Source organism: Psychrobacter cibarius, from assembly GCA_030686115.1.
GTDB classification, from domain to species: domain Bacteria; phylum Pseudomonadota; class Gammaproteobacteria; order Pseudomonadales; family Moraxellaceae; genus Psychrobacter; species Psychrobacter cibarius_C.
In genome coordinates, this window is record CP131612.1 from 2744347 (window position 1) to 2762448 (window position 18102).

The 18102-nt window shown below is 43.2% G+C and carries 20 protein-coding genes; 8 read left to right on the top strand and 12 right to left on the bottom strand.

The annotated features are described in order from the left end of the window. Window positions 1-71: 71 nt before the first annotated feature. Together Q6344_11660 and Q6344_11665 are read right to left on the bottom strand one after the other, a co-directional pair. Window positions 72-533: a DUF2846 domain-containing protein gene (locus tag Q6344_11660; GenBank protein WLG13250.1), complete on the bottom strand. Its 462-nt coding sequence runs from the start codon at window positions 531-533 to the stop codon at window positions 72-74. An 84-nt stretch (window positions 534-617) separates the two neighbouring features. After that, on the bottom strand, window positions 618-986 hold the full coding sequence (locus Q6344_11665) for a hypothetical protein (GenBank protein ID WLG13251.1): 369 nt from the start codon (window positions 984-986) through the stop codon (window positions 618-620). Between the two features lie 247 nt (window positions 987-1233). Here Q6344_11665 and Q6344_11670 point away from each other — a divergent pair, with 247 nt between their 5' ends. Next, on the top strand, window positions 1234-1395 hold the full coding sequence (locus Q6344_11670; protein ID WLG13252.1) for a hypothetical protein: 162 nt from the start codon (window positions 1234-1236) through the stop codon (window positions 1393-1395). Window positions 1396-1425: 30 nt separating this feature from the next. Here Q6344_11670 and Q6344_11675 read toward each other — a convergent pair whose 3' ends face one another. Continuing rightward, complete coding sequence (locus tag Q6344_11675) at window positions 1426-2049, bottom strand: GNAT family N-acetyltransferase (protein ID WLG13253.1); 624 nt, start codon at window positions 2047-2049, stop codon at window positions 1426-1428. 90 nt (window positions 2050-2139) lie between these two features. Further along, complete coding sequence (locus Q6344_11680; GenBank protein ID WLG13254.1) at window positions 2140-3792, bottom strand: FAD-dependent oxidoreductase; 1653 nt, start codon at window positions 3790-3792, stop codon at window positions 2140-2142. Window positions 3793-4176: 384 nt separating this feature from the next. Here Q6344_11680 and Q6344_11685 point away from each other — a divergent pair, with 384 nt between their 5' ends. Further along, a complete protein-coding gene (locus Q6344_11685) occupies window positions 4177-5346 on the top strand; it encodes a tRNA pseudouridine(13) synthase TruD (protein ID WLG15206.1) in 1170 nt (389 codons plus the stop codon). A gap of 32 nt (window positions 5347-5378) precedes the next feature. Here the strand turns inward: Q6344_11685 and Q6344_11690 are convergent, their stop codons facing one another. Both Q6344_11690 and Q6344_11695 read right to left on the bottom strand, forming a co-directional pair. Continuing rightward, entirely contained in the window at window positions 5379-6836 is a 1458-nt protein-coding gene (locus Q6344_11690) for a GGDEF domain-containing protein (GenBank protein WLG13255.1), read from the bottom strand. 360 nt (window positions 6837-7196) lie between these two features. Further along, the gene (locus tag Q6344_11695) at window positions 7197-8078 is read right to left on the bottom strand and encodes a PHP domain-containing protein (GenBank protein ID WLG13256.1); all 882 of its coding nucleotides are present in this window, start codon (window positions 8076-8078) and stop codon (window positions 7197-7199) included. A 214-nt stretch (window positions 8079-8292) separates the two neighbouring features. On the opposite strand from Q6344_11695, the gene ispZ reads away from it, so the two are divergent. The 4 genes from ispZ to mnmD all read left to right on the top strand — a co-directional run bounded on the left by ispZ (window position 8293) and on the right by mnmD (window position 11944). After that, window positions 8293-8844, top strand: a complete 552-nt coding sequence (gene ispZ / locus Q6344_11700; GenBank protein ID WLG13257.1) for a septation protein IspZ — start codon at window positions 8293-8295, stop codon at window positions 8842-8844. 138 nt (window positions 8845-8982) lie between these two features. After that, window positions 8983-9312, top strand: a complete 330-nt coding sequence (locus Q6344_11705) for a YciI family protein (GenBank protein WLG13258.1) — start codon at window positions 8983-8985, stop codon at window positions 9310-9312. Window positions 9313-9374: 62 nt separating this feature from the next. Then, window positions 9375-9749: a hypothetical protein gene (locus tag Q6344_11710; GenBank protein WLG13259.1), complete on the top strand. Its 375-nt coding sequence runs from the start codon at window positions 9375-9377 to the stop codon at window positions 9747-9749. 161 nt (window positions 9750-9910) lie between these two features. After that, on the top strand, window positions 9911-11944 hold the full coding sequence (mnmD, locus tag Q6344_11715; GenBank protein WLG15207.1) for a tRNA (5-methylaminomethyl-2-thiouridine)(34)-methyltransferase MnmD: 2034 nt from the start codon (window positions 9911-9913) through the stop codon (window positions 11942-11944). Window positions 11945-11961: 17 nt separating this feature from the next. On the opposite strand, the gene yiaA is transcribed toward mnmD, so the two are convergent. Continuing rightward, window positions 11962-12519, bottom strand: a complete 558-nt coding sequence (gene yiaA, locus Q6344_11720) for an inner membrane protein YiaA (GenBank protein WLG13260.1) — start codon at window positions 12517-12519, stop codon at window positions 11962-11964. 195 nt (window positions 12520-12714) lie between these two features. On the opposite strand from yiaA, the gene Q6344_11725 reads away from it, so the two are divergent. Together Q6344_11725 and Q6344_11730 are read left to right on the top strand one after the other, a co-directional pair. Beyond that, a complete protein-coding gene (locus Q6344_11725) occupies window positions 12715-13347 on the top strand; it encodes a hypothetical protein (protein WLG13261.1) in 633 nt (210 codons plus the stop codon). Window positions 13348-13482: 135 nt separating this feature from the next. After that, window positions 13483-14106 carry a hypothetical protein gene (locus Q6344_11730; protein WLG13262.1) on the top strand — a complete coding sequence of 208 codons (624 nt, stop codon included), beginning with the start codon at window positions 13483-13485 and terminating at the stop codon, window positions 14104-14106. Window positions 14107-14225: 119 nt separating this feature from the next. Here the strand turns inward: Q6344_11730 and Q6344_11735 are convergent, their stop codons facing one another. The 5 genes from Q6344_11735 to Q6344_11755 all read right to left on the bottom strand — a co-directional run bounded on the left by Q6344_11735 (window position 14226) and on the right by Q6344_11755 (window position 18102). Next, window positions 14226-14900, bottom strand: coding sequence for a DUF4112 domain-containing protein (locus Q6344_11735; GenBank protein WLG13263.1), 675 nt, complete (start codon window positions 14898-14900; stop codon window positions 14226-14228). Continuing rightward, on the bottom strand, window positions 14893-15810 hold the full coding sequence (gene ubiA / locus Q6344_11740; GenBank protein ID WLG13264.1) for a 4-hydroxybenzoate octaprenyltransferase: 918 nt from the start codon (window positions 15808-15810) through the stop codon (window positions 14893-14895). Before ubiA ends, Q6344_11735 begins: the two co-directional genes overlap by 8 nt. 107 nt (window positions 15811-15917) lie before the next feature. After that, window positions 15918-16160: a hypothetical protein gene (locus Q6344_11745; protein WLG13265.1), complete on the bottom strand. Its 243-nt coding sequence runs from the start codon at window positions 16158-16160 to the stop codon at window positions 15918-15920. Between the two features lie 132 nt (window positions 16161-16292). After that, a complete protein-coding gene (locus Q6344_11750; protein WLG13266.1) occupies window positions 16293-17213 on the bottom strand; it encodes a class I SAM-dependent methyltransferase in 921 nt (306 codons plus the stop codon). A gap of 46 nt (window positions 17214-17259) precedes the next feature. Next, window positions 17260-18102 (bottom strand): undecaprenyl-diphosphate phosphatase, encoded by an 843-nt coding sequence (locus Q6344_11755; GenBank protein ID WLG13267.1) that lies wholly within the window; start codon window positions 18100-18102, stop codon window positions 17260-17262.

Here is an 18102-nt window from a genome sequence, read left to right on the forward strand (position 1 = left end):
AGACAGACTGGACAACACAAAAAAAGGCTATTCTATAAAGAATGGCCTTTTTTAATAGATAGTGACTTGAACTACTTGCTACAAGTTCCTTTAATACCTAGTTCCAGATCGGCTATAGCTTCTTTACCTTCACTCTCAGATACAAGTTTAAGACCAGCTCCCCCAACGAACAGACCTGGCTTAATATATTGTTTGACGAAGTAGTTTTGACCTGTTTTGGTTATTACCATTAGATCATTGGGTGAGAATTCAGACTCTGTCGAAACTTTATGCTCTTTGTTACCTAGCACCTCATGATAAAAGAACGTTCCACGCGCAGTTTCCCCAATACACTCATCATCTACCCAGACATCTTTCTTCAAAGCAGCACCCACCACACTATTGCTACGATAAATATATAGGCCAGCATTGTTTGTACTTGGTGCTTTCACTTGCTTGAGTACGTTAGATACTTCGACATTTTCAGTAGGTACAGAAGCACAACCAGCAAATAGTATTGATGTAATCGTTAGAAAAGCGATTTTTTTTAGCATTTTATCTCTCTAAGAATAAAGTGAATGTGACTTGAAAGTTCTGATGATTTTATTATGAGTAACTTTAAAAAATATAGCTCTGCTTTAATTGCCTAATACCCATTCATCGTTCACTTGATAAACCTTGAAATTGGTCTTGTTAGTGCGGCTCTCCCCCGCGATTGTCTGAGTGATATCAGCGGTACACATATAAGTATTGTCGCCCTCAACAGTATCACAGTTGATATTCTCGACGCGTTCAAGCTTTGGCATCATACCCTCCATCATGCCGCTCATCGCCTTTGCCATCTCATCATTGCCTGCGTTCGCCATCGCATCGTCCATCATACTATTGGCTTGCTCGTATTGTGCCTCGATTAACGCTTCAACCGTGCTTTCAGAAGGTGCATTAGAGCATGCGACAAATAGCGGTGTTAGTAATGCTATGACTGCCAGTTTTTTCAGATTAGTCATCTCAATCTCAATGTGTCTATAATGTTACTTCACTATACAGAATTACTTCTAAATACCCAACTTAATTTTAGAGTACAAGTTTGGATTTATGATGAATAGCTTTAATAATCTAATGAGATGAAGGAATTAACGTGCGGTGTATACTGACAGTGCATTCACGATACTGCTATGATGTGGTATTCAAAACCGTTGCGAGATAACTGTGTGGCAGGTGTACTTTTTTATATTACCGATTGGTCTGGGAATTATGACCTTGGCAGCAAGTTTGTTATTTTTGTTTGCCTATCTGATGTCTGATGACAATGCCACGCGCTTGCCCGCTTTTAACTGGTTCAAGCGCTTAATTATCGTGGCATTTATCTTGCTAAGTGTTGGGCTGTTTATGACCTTTGGTCATTTTTGGGGTTAATAAAATCAGCCTTTAAACATTCAATATTCTTTAATGAACCATTTTTTCTAACTCCAATAATTCTAAATCTTCACGCTTTGGCTCGCCATTATTGCCGTCATTTGGAAATGGCATTTTATTACCATTTAGCTCATAACCTCGGCGCTGATAGTAAGCCAACAGCTCAGGACGATGACTTAAAATAGACATGGTCAAACGCGCAGTGTTTTTATCAGCTGCTTGCCCATCTGACTGTAGATGACGAGTAGCAAAGGTTTCTGCCGCTTGCAAAATCACATTGCCAACGCCATGCCCCTGCAACTCTGGATCTACTGCAAACATGCCGATGTAGGCTTTGTTATTTGAGTCAGCATCGGTTTTGATATCGACAGCGATACAACCGAGTATCTCACCCGTTTCCTCTCCATCACGGTCGCCCGTTGTCGTTTTTGGATAGACAAAGTAATAGTGATTAGGGTCATTAATTACGGCAGCGAGCTCGGCTGACGTGGTTCGAATACCACCAATTAAATCCGCCTCATTGGTCCAACCTGCGGTCTCGCGATAGCAGCAGTTCAATAATTGCTCAAGTGCATCAATATCATCGGCTTGCGCTTGTCGCAAAAATACAGACTCTCTATCCAAGTAATTTTTACCTATAGTGTTTTTATTCATATTATAATTTTTCCTTTCCTTGTTTGTATTAAAAAAACTGACCCAAATCGATAGGTCAGCCTTAATAGTAATATGTATCCATCTTGAGTACTAGGGCGATAATACCTGCGCTTGGTCGATAATATTAAATCCTGCCTGAAGCTGTGCACGCGTTGGTGCATGACCACGGCGGAGCAGTTCAGAAAAGGCAACCAATTCTTTATCATGCCCTAAAGTGCTAGCCGCACTAGCACGTGTGTCTTCCCCATCATCATCAAAGTAGTATTCGATATAATCTAACGTATCTGGCGAACCAAACAAGATATTATGATCAGGTGTCGCGGCATGTCCACTGTAGCGTAGGCTTTTGCCATATTGCATCGTCCAAAAGAAAGGGATGCGCGCGGCGAGCGAGCTGACACTATCATCATTTAGTATCGCAGCCGCAGTCACTAAGCCATGTTGCAAAGCCACACGCCAATGTTCGATGCGCATGCGCCCCATTTGCCCAGAAGCTTTTGCAATATCACCCAAGGCATAAACCCCATCACGCAGCTGTAAATGCTCATCCACTTGCACGCCATCTGGCGCGTTTACTTCTTCGAACAGTTCTATACGTGGTGCTACGCCAGTCCCCAAAATCACGATGTCTGCATCAACTTGCTCACCGTTCGCCAGCGTGACACCGCCCACTTGTAAAAAGGTTTGGTTTTCTTCTTCATTCTCAGACGGATTAACAACCCTTTTGACCTCAGTGATTTCATTGACCGTGGCATCAACAACAAACTGAATGCCTTTTTCTTCATGCAGCTTGATCAGCGCATTACTGACGGTTTCGGAGACGATATTTCCCATTACCCGATGATCTTGTCCGATGACGGTAATAGAAGCCGTCGTGCCTGCTTGTGCCAATGCGGAAGCGACCTCCATACCGATAAAGCCAGTACCGATAATCACCACACGCTGGTCATGACTGGCCGCTTTTATCAATTTGGCATCATCCATACTGCGCAGCGTATAAACGCCATCAAGCTCTGCCCCTTTAAGGGGAGGAATCTTTGGCTCAGCGCCTGTTGCAACCACTAAGAAATCAGCAGTTTGTCTGTCACTACGACCATTTTTATCTTTAATGATAATGGTACGTTCATTGGGCAATACTTCGCTGACAGTTTGATTCAATCGCAACTTAATATCATGTTTGCTCGCCCAATCTGCACCGCCTAGTAGAAGCTTCTCTTCAGGCATATTGCCCGCTAAAAATGCTTTGGACAATAATGGACGGTTATAAGGGGCTTTATCATCAGCACTAATCAAGGTGATTTTGCCGCCATAGCCAGTGTTACGCAGCTGATGCGCCGTCATAAAACCTGCTGCGCCGCCGCCCACGATGAGAGTATGCGTCTCGATAAGCTTATCATTTGCAATCTTTTTGTCTATCTTCGCTGAAGTATTCACCGTCAAGCTATCGCCATTATCGGTCACTTCATATTGAGTCAATCCTACTGTCGCGACTGGCTCTAATAGCGTTCCATCGCGACTATCAAAAGTCGCATGATGCCAAGGACAGACCACACGATTGCCACAACGTAATCCTGTGCCTAAATCTGCACCTGCGTGCGGGCATTTACCATCGAACGCCTGAAACTCATCATCGTCGCGGGTAATTAAAATGATACTGTCATCATCTTGCTTGTAAGATTTCATGTCGCCACTGGCGATATCGGCCTTATTAATAGTCACTGTGTGAATCGTTGCATTGGTCATAAGTCTTCCTTAACAGTTATAATGGTTCCCTGAGTCAAACGTGTTGAAAATAACCCTATCGCATCAGCCAGTTTCAACGAAAAACACCATTCTCGATACGTTTATTTAAATGTTTTTTTAAAACGCTATCCATTGATAGTAACAAGACACTTTCGCACACGCTGTTTTTTTGTATGTTTCCTGCGTTGCAAAACGTAATCGTTAACTGTTAATCCCTATGCTTACCTATTCTTTTTAAATTTTATCCTCAACATAAAAGACGACTTTATGACTTCTCGTGATGACATGACCGATATTAATGCTAGCCCTCAATCCGCTCTTGAAAGTACTCAACCTGATAACGAGTTACCTGCTAATGGGTCGTTTAATAATGAGCAGTTTGATATGGCAAGTATCGATATTACCGCAGCGACGGATACTGCGCAGTTACCGCAGCCTCTTCAACCACCTGTACAGCAAGCGACCTATAAAGCCAACGCAACAGACTTTATCGTTAATGAGCTATTGCCGCTCGAATTCACCGGTGAAGGTGAGCATTTATGGCTGCATATCCAAAAATCAGGGATGAATACCGCTTATCTTGCCAAACTTCTATCAGAGTGGGCAGAGATTCCTCTGCGCGATGTTGGTTATTCAGGTCTTAAGGATCGCCATGCATTGACAACCCAGTGGTTTAGCTTGCGAATCCCAAAAAAACAACTGCCCGCGGCTGAGTTTGCACCAGTCGATATCGGAGCCAATGAATCGTTCACGATCATCGACCAACAATGGCACAACAAAAAGCTCAATCGCGGCACGCATCGCGCTAATCAATTTATCATTACCTTGCGTGATATCCAATTTGCTGATTTTGATACAGCATTGCCAGCACCTGAGCAATTATTGTCGGCGAAGCAAGATGTCGAGCAGCATTTATCAAGCATCGCTATAAATGGCGTGCCCAATTATTTTGGCCCTCAGCGTTTTGGACGAAATGGCAATAATATTAGAGAAGCATTATCGCTGTTTGCGCGCCCACTACAGCAAAGTCGACCACAACCCAAAAAGAGCAAACGCAAGCACGCGCCACGTGAGCAGAATACAATGGAGCTGTCTGCCGCACGTAGCTTAATTTTCAATGAGGTATTGGCAGTACGAGTGCGTGATGGCAGCTGGAATACTGGGCTGGCAGGCGAAGTGTTTAACTTAGAGGGTTCAGGATCAATATTTACTAGCGAAGCCATAGACGACACGTTGCGTTCACGCCTTGAGACGGGTGATATCCATCCCACTGCTGCATTATGGGGCAAGGATAATGATAAAGTCAGCGGCATGGCGGCAAGTACTGAGAAAAATGTGATTCAGCAAAATCCGCTACTGGCTCGCTTAGCCAATGGCTTAGAGCAGCGCGATGTAAAAGCACAGCGACGCGCGCTGCGCCTACCTATTGAAGCGCTGTCTTGGGAATGGCAGGATAAAGATAATGAACAGACATTGGTGCTGAGCTTTACGTTAACGACAGGTAGCTTTGCTACCAGTGTCTTGGCAAGCTTAGTAAAACAATTAATACACTAAAGCATAATTAAACCTTCGACTATGGCAGCTAGCTATGTGCCATAGAGCGCTTCAATATTATTATTTTTTGCTGCCAACATCTCGTTGGCACTCACCACTTGATCACGGCCACGGCCTTTGGCTTCATACAAAGCCTTATCTGCCATACAAATTAAGCGCTGGCAAATATCATGAGGTAGCTGCACTGCGGGAATTTTACGATTCACGCGTTTGCTACTATACGAGGGGATTCTCTGCGGTTTAGCAAGCGACTGCGAGACATCCTTTTTATTCAGAGTTTCGCAGGCTTGTTTTATACAATTACGCTCACCATGGGTCAGTGTATATAGCCCCAAGCTGGCAGTCACACTAAAGGTTGTATCGTCATCGAGAATGATGACGTGTTTAGCGATAACACGCCGTAATTGTTCAGCAATTATCATAGCTGTGTCGTGCTTCGTATCTGGCAATACAATCAAAAACTCCTCACCGCCATAGCGACTCACGATTGTTTCATCAGTTAAAGACTGCAAGAGCGTCTGCGCGACCTCCACCAATACTCGATCCCCGATCTCATGACCGTAACTGTCATTGACCTCTTTAAACCAATCCAAATCCAATAAAATAACGCTGATATCTTGATGGTCTTCTACTGACTTCAGCACCTGCTTCATTTGCATCATCCCGTAACGGCGACTTTTGAGTTGAGTTAGCTCATCTTGATTGGCATGTTGTAGAATTTCTTTTTTACTGTCATCCAATATTAGTAACAAAGTACGAAACATATAGATAATAAAAATAGCTTTTGGTAGCGCCATATAAATATGTGTAGAACGCCAAAAAAAAGCGGAAGATCGGCGCAATTGATCAACACTGTCCCAATTTAGCGTGCCATTTTGAAAAATAGAGGCAGAGATGGCGTTTTCGATTGTCGTAATTTCACTATAATTGATATAACTATAATAGGTATCAAGAGGAATGACTGTGAGTGTCATTTGACGCAGATTGGGTAAAGTAACGCCAAGATAAGGAATAAATGTGACTGCCAGAATGACGGCTGCGTGCCCTAAAAATGCTCTCCATACGTAGCGCCGACGTATAAGCATCATCCCCAATATCGCACCGCCGACTAAAGAGACGCCTGCGACCAAGCTACTATGTCCTAGAACTAAAATAACCATTGCAATATAAGCACTATAGACCGTAATTAATATGCCTTGCCATTTATACAAATTGCTATTGGCTTTTTTGACAGGTGAAAAACGACTGGTTATCCATAATAAAAACAAAGCTACCAGTGTCACGCCGAACCATAGTGGATACAGCAGGGCTATATCGACATATGTGTCATAAATATCGCGGCGCCACCAAACAAATAAGCACCATAGCCAGTGTAAAGATACCTCCATCACCATAAATAAAGCCAGTAATGACGTTTTATCAGCAGCTTGCCACTCAAAAATTGCTTGAGATAGCTTGGTATAGCCTAGATGAGATATCGATACAGCCATAGTAGGGCTACCGCAAATAGTGAAAGTTATTAAGTTGACATTAAAACCATTAAATAAAAATCAAAAGCCTAAATCAACAATAATAAATGGTATGACTTTTTACCTTATACCATTCCCAAAAACTTAAGTAGATAAGAATGCGAGTGTCGATACTACATTTTGTAAACTAAATGGGAGTTAACCCCGAAAATTTCATTTTTAAAAAAACCCCACTCATCTAGTGTGGCAATTTCTGTCGCAGTTATCAATCTATTTACTGCCTTCATGCGTCAATATATGACGCATGTTTTTTGGATAACCTGTCAATTGATGTTTGAGCTTAGTCAACATTCAAAACTGTACTCAGCAATGAATTTTCGTTTAAGAAAACATTGCAAAAGACTGCCAAACTCCCTGCTGATCAGGGTTCATTGTCGGTACATCACCCAAACGACGCCACGGCATATTGCTACCATGAAAGTCACTGCCGATCGAGGCGACAAGATTGTGGGCAGCGATACTGCGATCGACCATTCTGCGAGTACTAACCGGTTCGCTATTCGACGGCAGCTCACAAGCATCGCCACCAAGACCAGCAAACTCTTCAATCAGTTTACGAACTCGTGTCGCTGAAAGCTGATAGCGCGTGGGATGCGCCAACACCGCCTTGCCACCACAAGCATGGATCAGCTCAATGCCGTCAGCCATACTCAGTGCATCAATCGCCACATAAGCAGGTTTATTATCTGCCAAATACTTATCAAAGGCTTTTTGTACTGTCTTGACTTCACCGCGCTCAAACAATACTTGACCAATATGCGCGCGCCCGACCGCTTGTGGGTTGCCGCCAGCTTTATCAAGTACGGCTTGCCACAGCGCATCATAGTTAATATCTAATAGCACACTGAGCTTTTCAGTGATTCGTTGACCACGCGTGGCACGGCTATCCTGTAATTGCTGCAGCGTTGCATGCATTTTTTCGCGATCGGTAAAATCTAACCCCAGCACATGGATGATTTTATTGGTTGATTTATTTTTGCCATAACCACCAATAAGTGTATGCTCACAGCTTATCTCGACCCCATTAATCAGCTGCATATCGCAGGCAATGGCAGCCGCACGCGCCTCATCAATTCCTGCCAGCGTATCGTGATCGGTCAATGCCAATACATTGACGCCGGCCGCATGGGCGCGCTGCACTACTTCCGTTGGTGCATAAGTACCATCAGAGCAAGTGCTGTGACAATGTAAATCGAATTTCATAAGAGAAGCCTTAGCATTAAAAATTAAAAGTGTAGAAAATGAGCACATTGGCAATAAGCCGTTATATTTGGCAGTTGTCATGATTATGAGTCATAATCATCAGGTATTGCTACGCAGGCCCGTGATATAGCATGATTATCGTGTTGATTGCTTTTTTTTGGCGCAGTAGACGTGTAAACTACCCCATACGTTTTTGTCGGACATCCCCTTTGCTATGAAAGCTTTATTAGACTTTATTCCCTTAATTGCCTTTTTTATTGCTGCTCGCTACAGTGGTATCCTAGCGGGGGCAGGTGCGTTACTCATCGCCACCATCATCGTTTATGCCATTCATTTTATTCGCCAAAAAGGCACGTTTGATAAACAGCAATGGGTTGTCTTACTATTAACCATTCTGTTTTGTGGTGGTACTTTATTATTGCGTGATGATATCTATCTGCGTTGGAAGTCACCCATTATCAACGGTATCTTTGCACTAACACTTTTAGTCAGTGCTGCGATTAATAAGCCACTGATGCAACTGGCGATGAAAGATGTTTTTTTGCTAACGATGAGTGGTTGGAAAAAACTCACTCTCGCTTGGGCACTATTCTTCGCCTTTATGGGCATACTGCATTATATCACAGCGTTTACGATGTCAGATGAGGCATGGATTAACTTTAAAACTTATGGCTGGATTCCGATTATGTTGGTGTTCGTCATCGCCCAGTTTGCCGTATTAAAAAAGCACCTCAACCCTGCGCTCACGGATAAAACCGTCAAATAATACTCAATTTATCATTTTATAATAGAGCCAATGCTATTTCTAAATGCCAATAGCGACAATCATTAATCGCAATTAGCTCAGGCGAATTAAGCAAAACACTTTAAATTAATCATAATTTTTATTAATCGAGGAAGTCTCATGTCCTTATTTGCCATTATTGGTCATGACGTGGCCAATAGCAGCGCACAACGTCAGATTACCCGCGCTGAACATGTCGAACGCTTGCAAGCTTTAGATCATGACAATAGACTGATTATCGCTGGTCCAACACCTATCGAGCATGGCAAAGGCGAGATGTCAGGCAGCTTAATTATTGCTGACTTTGACTCTGCAGAAGCAGCGCAATCATGGGCAAACGATGAGCCTTACTTACGTGATGGCGTGTACAGTCACGTAGATATCAAACCCTTTATCCATACATTGCCAAAAGCGGATGACAGCGCATCAGTTAAAGTAGCAAAATCGTGATTCAGTGCCTATCTTTGTTAAAAAGTCGCTCTTATCAGCGTAGCATTGTTAGTATGATTTTTATGGCTACTGTTTCAGCACAGGCTGCGCCGACGGTGACAGCTATCGATGTGGCTGATCCAACACTCACGACACCCGTGCCAGCTCAACCAATATCGACCGCTCAACCAACGAAAAACTCAGTGATGAATATCAGCGATACATTGGCGGCGCAATTACAACCATCTGATAAGGCGTTATCCGATGCCAATCAGCAGCTATTAAGCCGTAATGCACAGTTGCAGCGCGAGTTGAATGACTTGCAAACTCAAGTAAATGTTTTGGTCTACGAGAGCAAAGGTCAGCTTTTTTTATACGGTGCATTTACTGTGTTAATTAGCTTGTTGGTCGGTATTTTTATTTCTTGGTTGGTGTTTGTCCGCCGTGAACGCTGGTAACTAGTACCACGCGCTTTTTATTGATTTATCTTATGTGACTGTCTATGTCTAAATCCACGTTCGAATCAAAAGATACTGATACATCGTCGACACCCTCCAAAAACACTCAGTCACTAAGCATTCACTCATCAAATATCACCCCTGCCAAGATTGATTGGCAGATGGATGATACGGGTAATAAAGTGCCGGTATCGGGTGAGTTTGGTGATGTTTACTTCTCAAATGCTGATGGTTTAGCGGAATCGCGTCATGTGTTTTTGGCGCACAATCAATTGCCTGAACGACTGACCAATCTTGCACCAAATCAATGCTTTACGATTGCTGAATTGGGCTTTGGTACTGGACTGAATTTTCTCGCTACGTGGCAGCTATGGCGACAGCTGCGGGATATACACCCTCAATTAGCAACTGCAAAACTGCATTTTATTACCACTGAAAAGTTCCCGATACCTCGTACCGACCTTACCCAAATACTTGACTTATGGGGACAGCGCGCGCCTGAATTGACAACACTAATAGAGCTATTATTAGCGGCCTATCCGCCTCTTATCGCGGGCTGTCATCGTTTGAGCTTCTTTGATGATAATTTGACCGTTGATATATGGTTGGGTGACGCAGCTGAGAGCTTAGCCAAATTGGCAAATAACTCTTCTAGCCCGCATGCACCTTATGTTGACGCTTGGTTTTTAGATGGTTTTGCGCCCTCTTGCAATAGTACCTTGTGGGCGGATAGTATTTTTGCACAAATGCAGCGTTTATCACGACCCAATACAACTGCCGCCACCTATAGCTGTGCCGGTATCGTCAAACGTGCGCTGCAAGATTGTGGCTTTCAGATTAAAAAAGTGAAAGGCTTTGGTCGTAAGAACGAAATGCTAACGGCGATCATGCTGGATACCATAAATTTAACTGACAATAATAATGGCAACAATAGTAAAAACATAACCTCTTACAATAATGCTAGCACCGCTGCGCCCGACAACGATAGCCAATCTGCCAAACCCACTGACAACCTGCCCGCCCATAGCATTGTCATTGGCGCTGGCGTTTCAGGGCTATTAACGGCTTGGTCATTGGCCAATCGTGGTATTCAAGTGACTTTGCTAGATAAATCAGCACCTTTGGCAGGCGCATCAGGCAACCCTCGTGCTCTGCTCGCTCCCAAGATGACGCCCATTCATCATGTCGATGAACATTTGCATACCATAGGCTATCTCTATAGCAGCAGGCTATATCGATGCTTAAGTGTAGACGCTAAAAAATCAGCATTAGTGCCAATACTTGAACCAACGGGTGCTCTTGATCTGCTTATGAAAGCCAATATTGGCACAGAGCAAATCGCTGATTATCGCGATGAAATGGCCACCACACTATCCCATGAGCAGGCGCAAACTGTCAGCGGGTTAAAAACACAAGATTTATCAGAGAACTTGTATTTACCGCAGTCTGGCTTGGTCAATCCACAAGCATTAAAAGATACTATCCTAATGCATCCGCTCATCCACTTTCAGCAAGTAGACGTTAAAAGTGTTAGCGAAACAGAAGAAAGTGTTTGTATCGCAGGCAATAATCAGGATAAGCAGACGATATCCATTAGCGCTGATAATGTGGTCATTTGCGCAGCTTTTGAGAGTCATCAACTGGACAAGCGTATTTTTGATTGTCGTAAAATTCGTGGTCAGCTTTCTTGGTTTACGCCCACAACCGAGCAGCTCACCATATTGCCCAAAATACCGCTTAAATACAGCGGTTACTGTGCGTTATTTACCGCGCAAACAGGCGATGCACAATTGAACGATGTTGTAGAACAGCAATCTCAGTTTTTATTAGGCGCAAGCTTTATACGTAATGATACTGACATAGATATCCGCACAGAAGAGCATCAGATTAGCCGCGACAAACTAGTGACTGCCATTCCCGAGATGGACTCGATTATTCCAACAGATATTAGTTTGTGGCAAGGACGGGCGGGGATTCGTACGCAAACGCCTGATTATCATCCTATCGTTGGCGTACTAGCAGAAAGCAAAAGAATTTGGGTAATGAGTGCCATGGGAGCTAAGGGGTATGCCATTGCACCAATATGTGCTGAAGCGTTAACAGATATGATGTTAGGAGCATTTGCCCCCTTATCAACAGCGATGCTTACGCGCCTGTCGCCAAATCGTACGCGTTTACAAACACCGCTTACTTGAAATTTTTAGTCAAAGGTTTAATCACTGCCTTCCATTCTAGATTTAACTGCACCAAAAAGTGATTTTCCAGTGTCAGAGTCGCGGGACTCTTGATGACCAATTTTAGTACTACTTTGAGTGTCAGTCGTAATCATTGGTGCAGTTAAAGTGCGAATCTGTGCTTCGTCACGGGTGTTTTTTTGGATGGTCACTGCAGCAAATAAACTCATGGTAAATGCCATCATATAAAAGCCTTTTTCACTTAAGCTTAAACTTCCCGCATTCATCAAACCAATAGCGATTAGTGCAATGGACAACCCAAGAGCCGCCCAGCTGATTAGATAATACATATTGGTTGTTGGAATACCTTCACTACGATCACGAAGGGTTTTTTGCAAACTAATTGCTGAATAAAGACCTAGCGCCAGCACCGCTATATAATAGCCTTTTTCATTTAATAACATACTCTGTGCATTCCATAAGCCAAGTAAATACGCTAGGACACCCACCAACATCACCGCCCAAGAAGTTCCGACATAAGCAGTAGTTGGTTTATAAGCGGCTAGCTGACTCTTCGTAATCGTGTCATTATTCATCATCTTCCTTAATTAGAAATAGGCAAGCACTTAGTCGTAAAATATATAGTGGTAAGATACATAATAGCGAGATAAACAGTAGCGAGATACAACTTTTATCGACCGCTATTTTGCCTTAACATAACACAAGCATGTTATATTGTAATCTAAAAACTTTTTTTTAATAAATAGCATTGTTTATGAAAGAGCCCCGACATGTCTTTTTTTACCTTACTCATTTTGCTTAGCCTAATTGTTATTGTGCCCATATTTTTTGTGATGAAAGAAAAGTCTAAGCACACACAGATTGCTTCTATACAGCGGCATCAAGAATACTTGGCTTCTGCGAATCTTGTCGCTACCCAGTCTAAAGCAGATATGGCGGTAAACAACGAGGTAAATCATGAGCGAGCTAACGGGCTCAGCATGATTAATTTTTCAGCTCGACATCCTTTTATCAAGCTACTTTATGACGAGCAAGTACCTAAGACGTTTCGATCTGTGATGGACGATATTGGACAACAATATGAGTCTACCCATCATGAAGAAATCACTGAATCACAGCTATTTACCCTCAATAAACTCATCACCACACGTGTTCCAGAATTGATTGGCGACTACTTGAGCCTCGATCAACATTATGCCAAAACAGTCATTATTGATACCGACAAACAAAATACCAGCTATGACATGGTATTAGATCAATTAAACTCGATTTTAGATTTTTCTCGAAAGCTCAATATCCAAAGCCAAAGTGGCGTTGTAGACAAGCTACTTGCCAGCCGTCGATACTTAGATGACGTGTATAAAGAAAGCGGTATGGCAGCCGACAATCTAAAACTGAAATAAGTAATGCCTGTAGATAGTAAGCAAGAAATTGATAGTAATAGCAAATGACGGTCATATTTGACTGTGAGGGATAAATAAGTCTACGTCATTCACTATATTTAAACAAAAACCCTTCCAATGGATAGCCGTATTATCATGAAAATCGATGCTCTTACAATTGCAAAATCAAAACTCTTTTTTCAGGCAATTTCTGCTATTTTTTTAAGTCTCTCACTATTGAGTGCTTGCCAAAAAACACCAGAGCCTGAGACAGATAACGAAACAATCTCTGAAGCGGCGGTACAAACCACACCCGTGACTAGCAATATTAATGTTGATACGACCGCTAATAACGGTGATGATATCGCAAATCCTGAAGTAAGCTCAGAACAAGATGTAAGCTTAACTGAGCTAGAGAATGACCTTGGTGCAACAGACTCGGCAGTAAACAATACTGCACTAGCACCAAATCCAGAACAAGCCATTAAAGGCGCGCAAATTACTGATGTCCGTTATAAAAATGCGGCTGGTGAATCACTCTCGGTCGTTTTTGAAACCTCAGCAGCAGGCGTACTCAACGCTATCATTAGCCTACCGAACAAACCAAAAATGACACTAAGTGCACCTGAAGGTCAAGGCAATAACCCGACTTATCGATCAAGCGATGGCAGCATCGAGCTGGTCAGTCATGCTGGTGGTGGTACTATCGACCTTGTCCAAAATAACAAAATTACTAGCTTTGATGCAGTCAGTGCCGAAGCAGAAGTCATCACTGAGTAATTGATTAAAAAATACAGCTTAGAACCTTTAAAAAGTTACATAAAAGAAATCTCTTGAGCATTAAAAAGGCGGCAAATATTTATGATATTTGCCGCCTTTTTAATGCTATTAACTTTTCTCTAACCAAATCCAGTTACCTTGCCAAACAGACTGACCAGCCAACTGATTACTGCCCACAGTCCCCAACCAACCACTACAAAAACGATCAATCCCAACAGATCAGGAATGTGCAAATACAACCACGCAATGATAGGATTGTGCCAAAAAGCGCCAAAACGGCTACGCTGCTTATCTTCTAGCGATTGATGTAAAAATGGTCGATCCATATGCATCGTTTCAGTAATGCCATATTCATCGTGCAGATGCTCATGCACGATGCCTAAAGTCTTACGACTGGGGCGAATAAAAATATCGAGCAGCGTGCCAATACCCGGTACGATACCAACGACCATATCAATGAGTGCCAGTCTGACCGCAGGCGTCATTTTATGCGCTGGCACACCTAGCTGACGCCCTAATACAAAAGCATAGCTGGTTAAAGCCAGTCCTGCTAAATCTCCTGCCAGCGGAATCGTCGAAAGCGCCGCATCTGCACCCATGCCTTGTTTGGTAAAAGGCACACGTACCAGCGAATCCATCGTATTAGCAAACTTAGCCAATTTACGCTCGGTGGCGATCACTTGTTCGCGTGTTAATCCGTGCTCAGCTAACTTTGCTTGATAATCGATAACAAGTGCATTGGCATCAGAAGATTTTTTCGCTTTTGACTTTGAGAGCTTTTTGAAGTTATCCATTAAAAGTCGTCCATAGGCAAGCGATTGCGATGAGAGCAAAGACGTAACGCCCTACCCATATATTGGCTAAAAACGCCTGAAAACAGGCTCTTGCATTACGAGTAGCACAAGCGCTATTTTGCTTAGCAAACATCATCGCCACTAACGCCAAGCCAAATACTGGCGTCAGGCCTAAGCTTGTCGGTGCAAAGTAATGCCAAATGACCGCGCCCATGATAAGCAAAAACAATGTTTGTAGCAGCGAGATAATAATCACATCATAGCGACCAAATAATATCGCCGTTGATTTGACCCCAATTTTTAAATCATCCTCACGGTCAGCCATAGCATATTGGGTATCATAAGCTACGGTCCAACACATATAAGCGACAAATAACAGCCAACACCAGATATCAGGCGCGCCTTGTATCGCCACATACGCCATCGGTATCGCCCAACCAAAAGCCGCTGCTAAAAACACCTGCGGCAAATGGGTAAAACGCTTCATAAATGGATAAATGAATGCCAATAACACTGCGCCAAGCGACCAGTAAAATACGGCTATCGGCAAAAAGAACAGCAAACTGGCACTGAGTAATACCAATACTAAAAAAGCAGTGATTGCTTCTTTAGCAGACAGACGCCCATCAGCTAATGGACGTCCTTTGGTGCGGGTCACATGACCATCGACCTTACGATCGGCAAAATCATTGATCGCGCAACCTGCCGCCCGCATAAAAATCGCGCCCAGCGCAAAAATCACCAACATCTTAAGACTTGGTAGACCTGCACTTGAACCTTGCTGTTGCGCTTGACCCATCGCCGCCAGCATTACGCCCCATAGCGTTGGCCATAATAATAGCTCAATACCTACTGGTTTATCAAAGCGCGTCAGCTGTAGGTAGGCTTGTAGTTTGTCGTTAAATGTCATGGCTTTTTATTATCATTAATAGAAGGTTTTTTCGTGCGTGTTTGCCTACTTTTTCGGCAGCTCTTATATGAAGTGCTATTACATTGAATTATTAATACATTGGCGAGCTACTGAATTTGCTGCCACAATTTGTTGGCCTCGATGAGCGACAGCTCAGGATATTGTTTACGTAAAGCTTTAATAGCAGGGATTTTGTCTTTTTGTGCGGCTTGTTGACGCAAAAATGCCACATAATCTTCAGGACGACTGAACTCTTTTAAACGGGCTTCTAGCCTTAATATTCGGGTGCGCAACATGATATTTATTAATAATAATCCTGCACCCATGATCCAAATAATTAGCGTCGACATTCCCTGCTCCTAAATCCAATCACTCTAAATTTTACAAATATGAAGTTGCTAACTGCGCGCTCTAAGCTCAATAACTGAGTCAAATAACTTAGTTCAACAGCTAGGCGCATTTATTATGATGAGAAACGGCTATTAAACAAAATAACCATCAAAGCGTACGGCTTCGTTATGCCAGCTCTCACTTGGTTGTTGATGCGCAAGTAACGGCGCAAATTGCGGACGCTTAACAACCACGCGCCCCTGTGTGTTTGTGTTTTGTCCCTTTTGACAGACGACTGCTTGCGCACTTTGTAGCAACTGTTCTTCTTGTTCTAGCGTTGGGGGGCTAGCCAATTGGTGTAAGGCTTGCATGTGCTTGCCCACTTTAGCGCCTTTACCCGTTTTGCTATCTTGGTAACTGTCCTCCGGAAACATAGGGTCCAGATACACCACATCGACTGCTTTCATATCGATTTCTTTAGTGTCATCTATCGCATCCGCTGCTAGAGTTGCAAAATAGCCAAGCGCATCGGTATTGATAATATGCAGACGGTGCATCAGCTTTTGCCAATTTGCTAGCCCACTCATACGCTGCTGCTCTACTAACAATAACAATGCCATCAAGGGCTGCTGCTCGAGCATAATGACCTGTGCGCCCGTACTGGCTAATATCAAACTGTCATGACCAAAGCCTGCTGTGGCATCGATAACCTGACTGTCAGATTTGATTTTGACTGCTTGTAATAATAACTCAGACTTACGCCCCGCGCTCACCACACGGCGTTGCAGCTTATCCCATTCTGGTGCAACGCTTAACCCATCGCTCAGCCATGACAGCTTATTTTTTTCATCCAACAACAATATAGGTTGGGTAACTGTCTGGCTTAACTGCTGGCGACGTTTTTGACTAAGCTTATCGGTAAACAGCTCAAGGTGTAAAATAATGGGCAGCTGATGTGCAATGATCAGCGCTTGTATATCTGCAACCTGACTATGCTGCGACTCGCTGACATAGTATAGTTGGCAGTGCATAATGTTACTACTCTCTTTGAACCCTTGGCGTGAAGCGGTCATCTCTACTTTCCTATTCGCGGCTTATAGACTCATCCTATAATCGGCTCTAGCCTGCCATTTGATAGCCAAAACCCCAAGCCGCTATTAATACAATGATGCCAGTAATAATGCGTAACCACGCAAAGATTTTAAAATCACGACGACTGACCCATTCTACTAGCAAACGGATACAGAGTAAGGCGACGATAAATGACACAACCGTCCCTATACCTAATACCAGCCAATCCTCGCTATTGGTCAATACATCATGATGCTTCAGCAAATCCAATAATGCCGCGCCCACGATGACTGGAATACCCAAAAAGAAAGAAAATTCAGCAGAAGCTTTACGTGAGACGCCGAGCCATAGCGCGCCGATAATTGTCGCGCCTGAGCGTGATGTTCCCGGTATCAATGCCAGACATTGCAGCAGACCAATCATCAACGCGGTTTTTAGGCCGACGTCTTCTGCTTCTTGCGCAATAATCGTTTTAGGGCGATTTTCTACATAGAATATCAATAAACCACCGATAATCAGCATAATTGCCACGACGATGGGATTAAATAAATATGATTTAATCTCATCGGCGAAGGTAAAACCAACGATCATCACCGGAATAGTCGCCACAATTAAGCTAAGTCCAAGCTGTCTTGGATTACTCATGCCTTCAGCTTTGCCTGTCAGCAGACCCATAAGCGCTTGCCATAGTCTGTCCCAGTAATCATAAATGACCGCTAAGATAGCGCCAAGCTGCACCACTACCACAAATAAATCGACTTTTTCTTTGGTCCAAAAGCCCATCAAATCCGCTGATAAAATCAAGTAGCCAGTGCTAGAGATGGGTAAAAATTCAGTGATACCTTCAACGATACCCATGATAACAGCTTGAATTAATAAAATGATATCCAC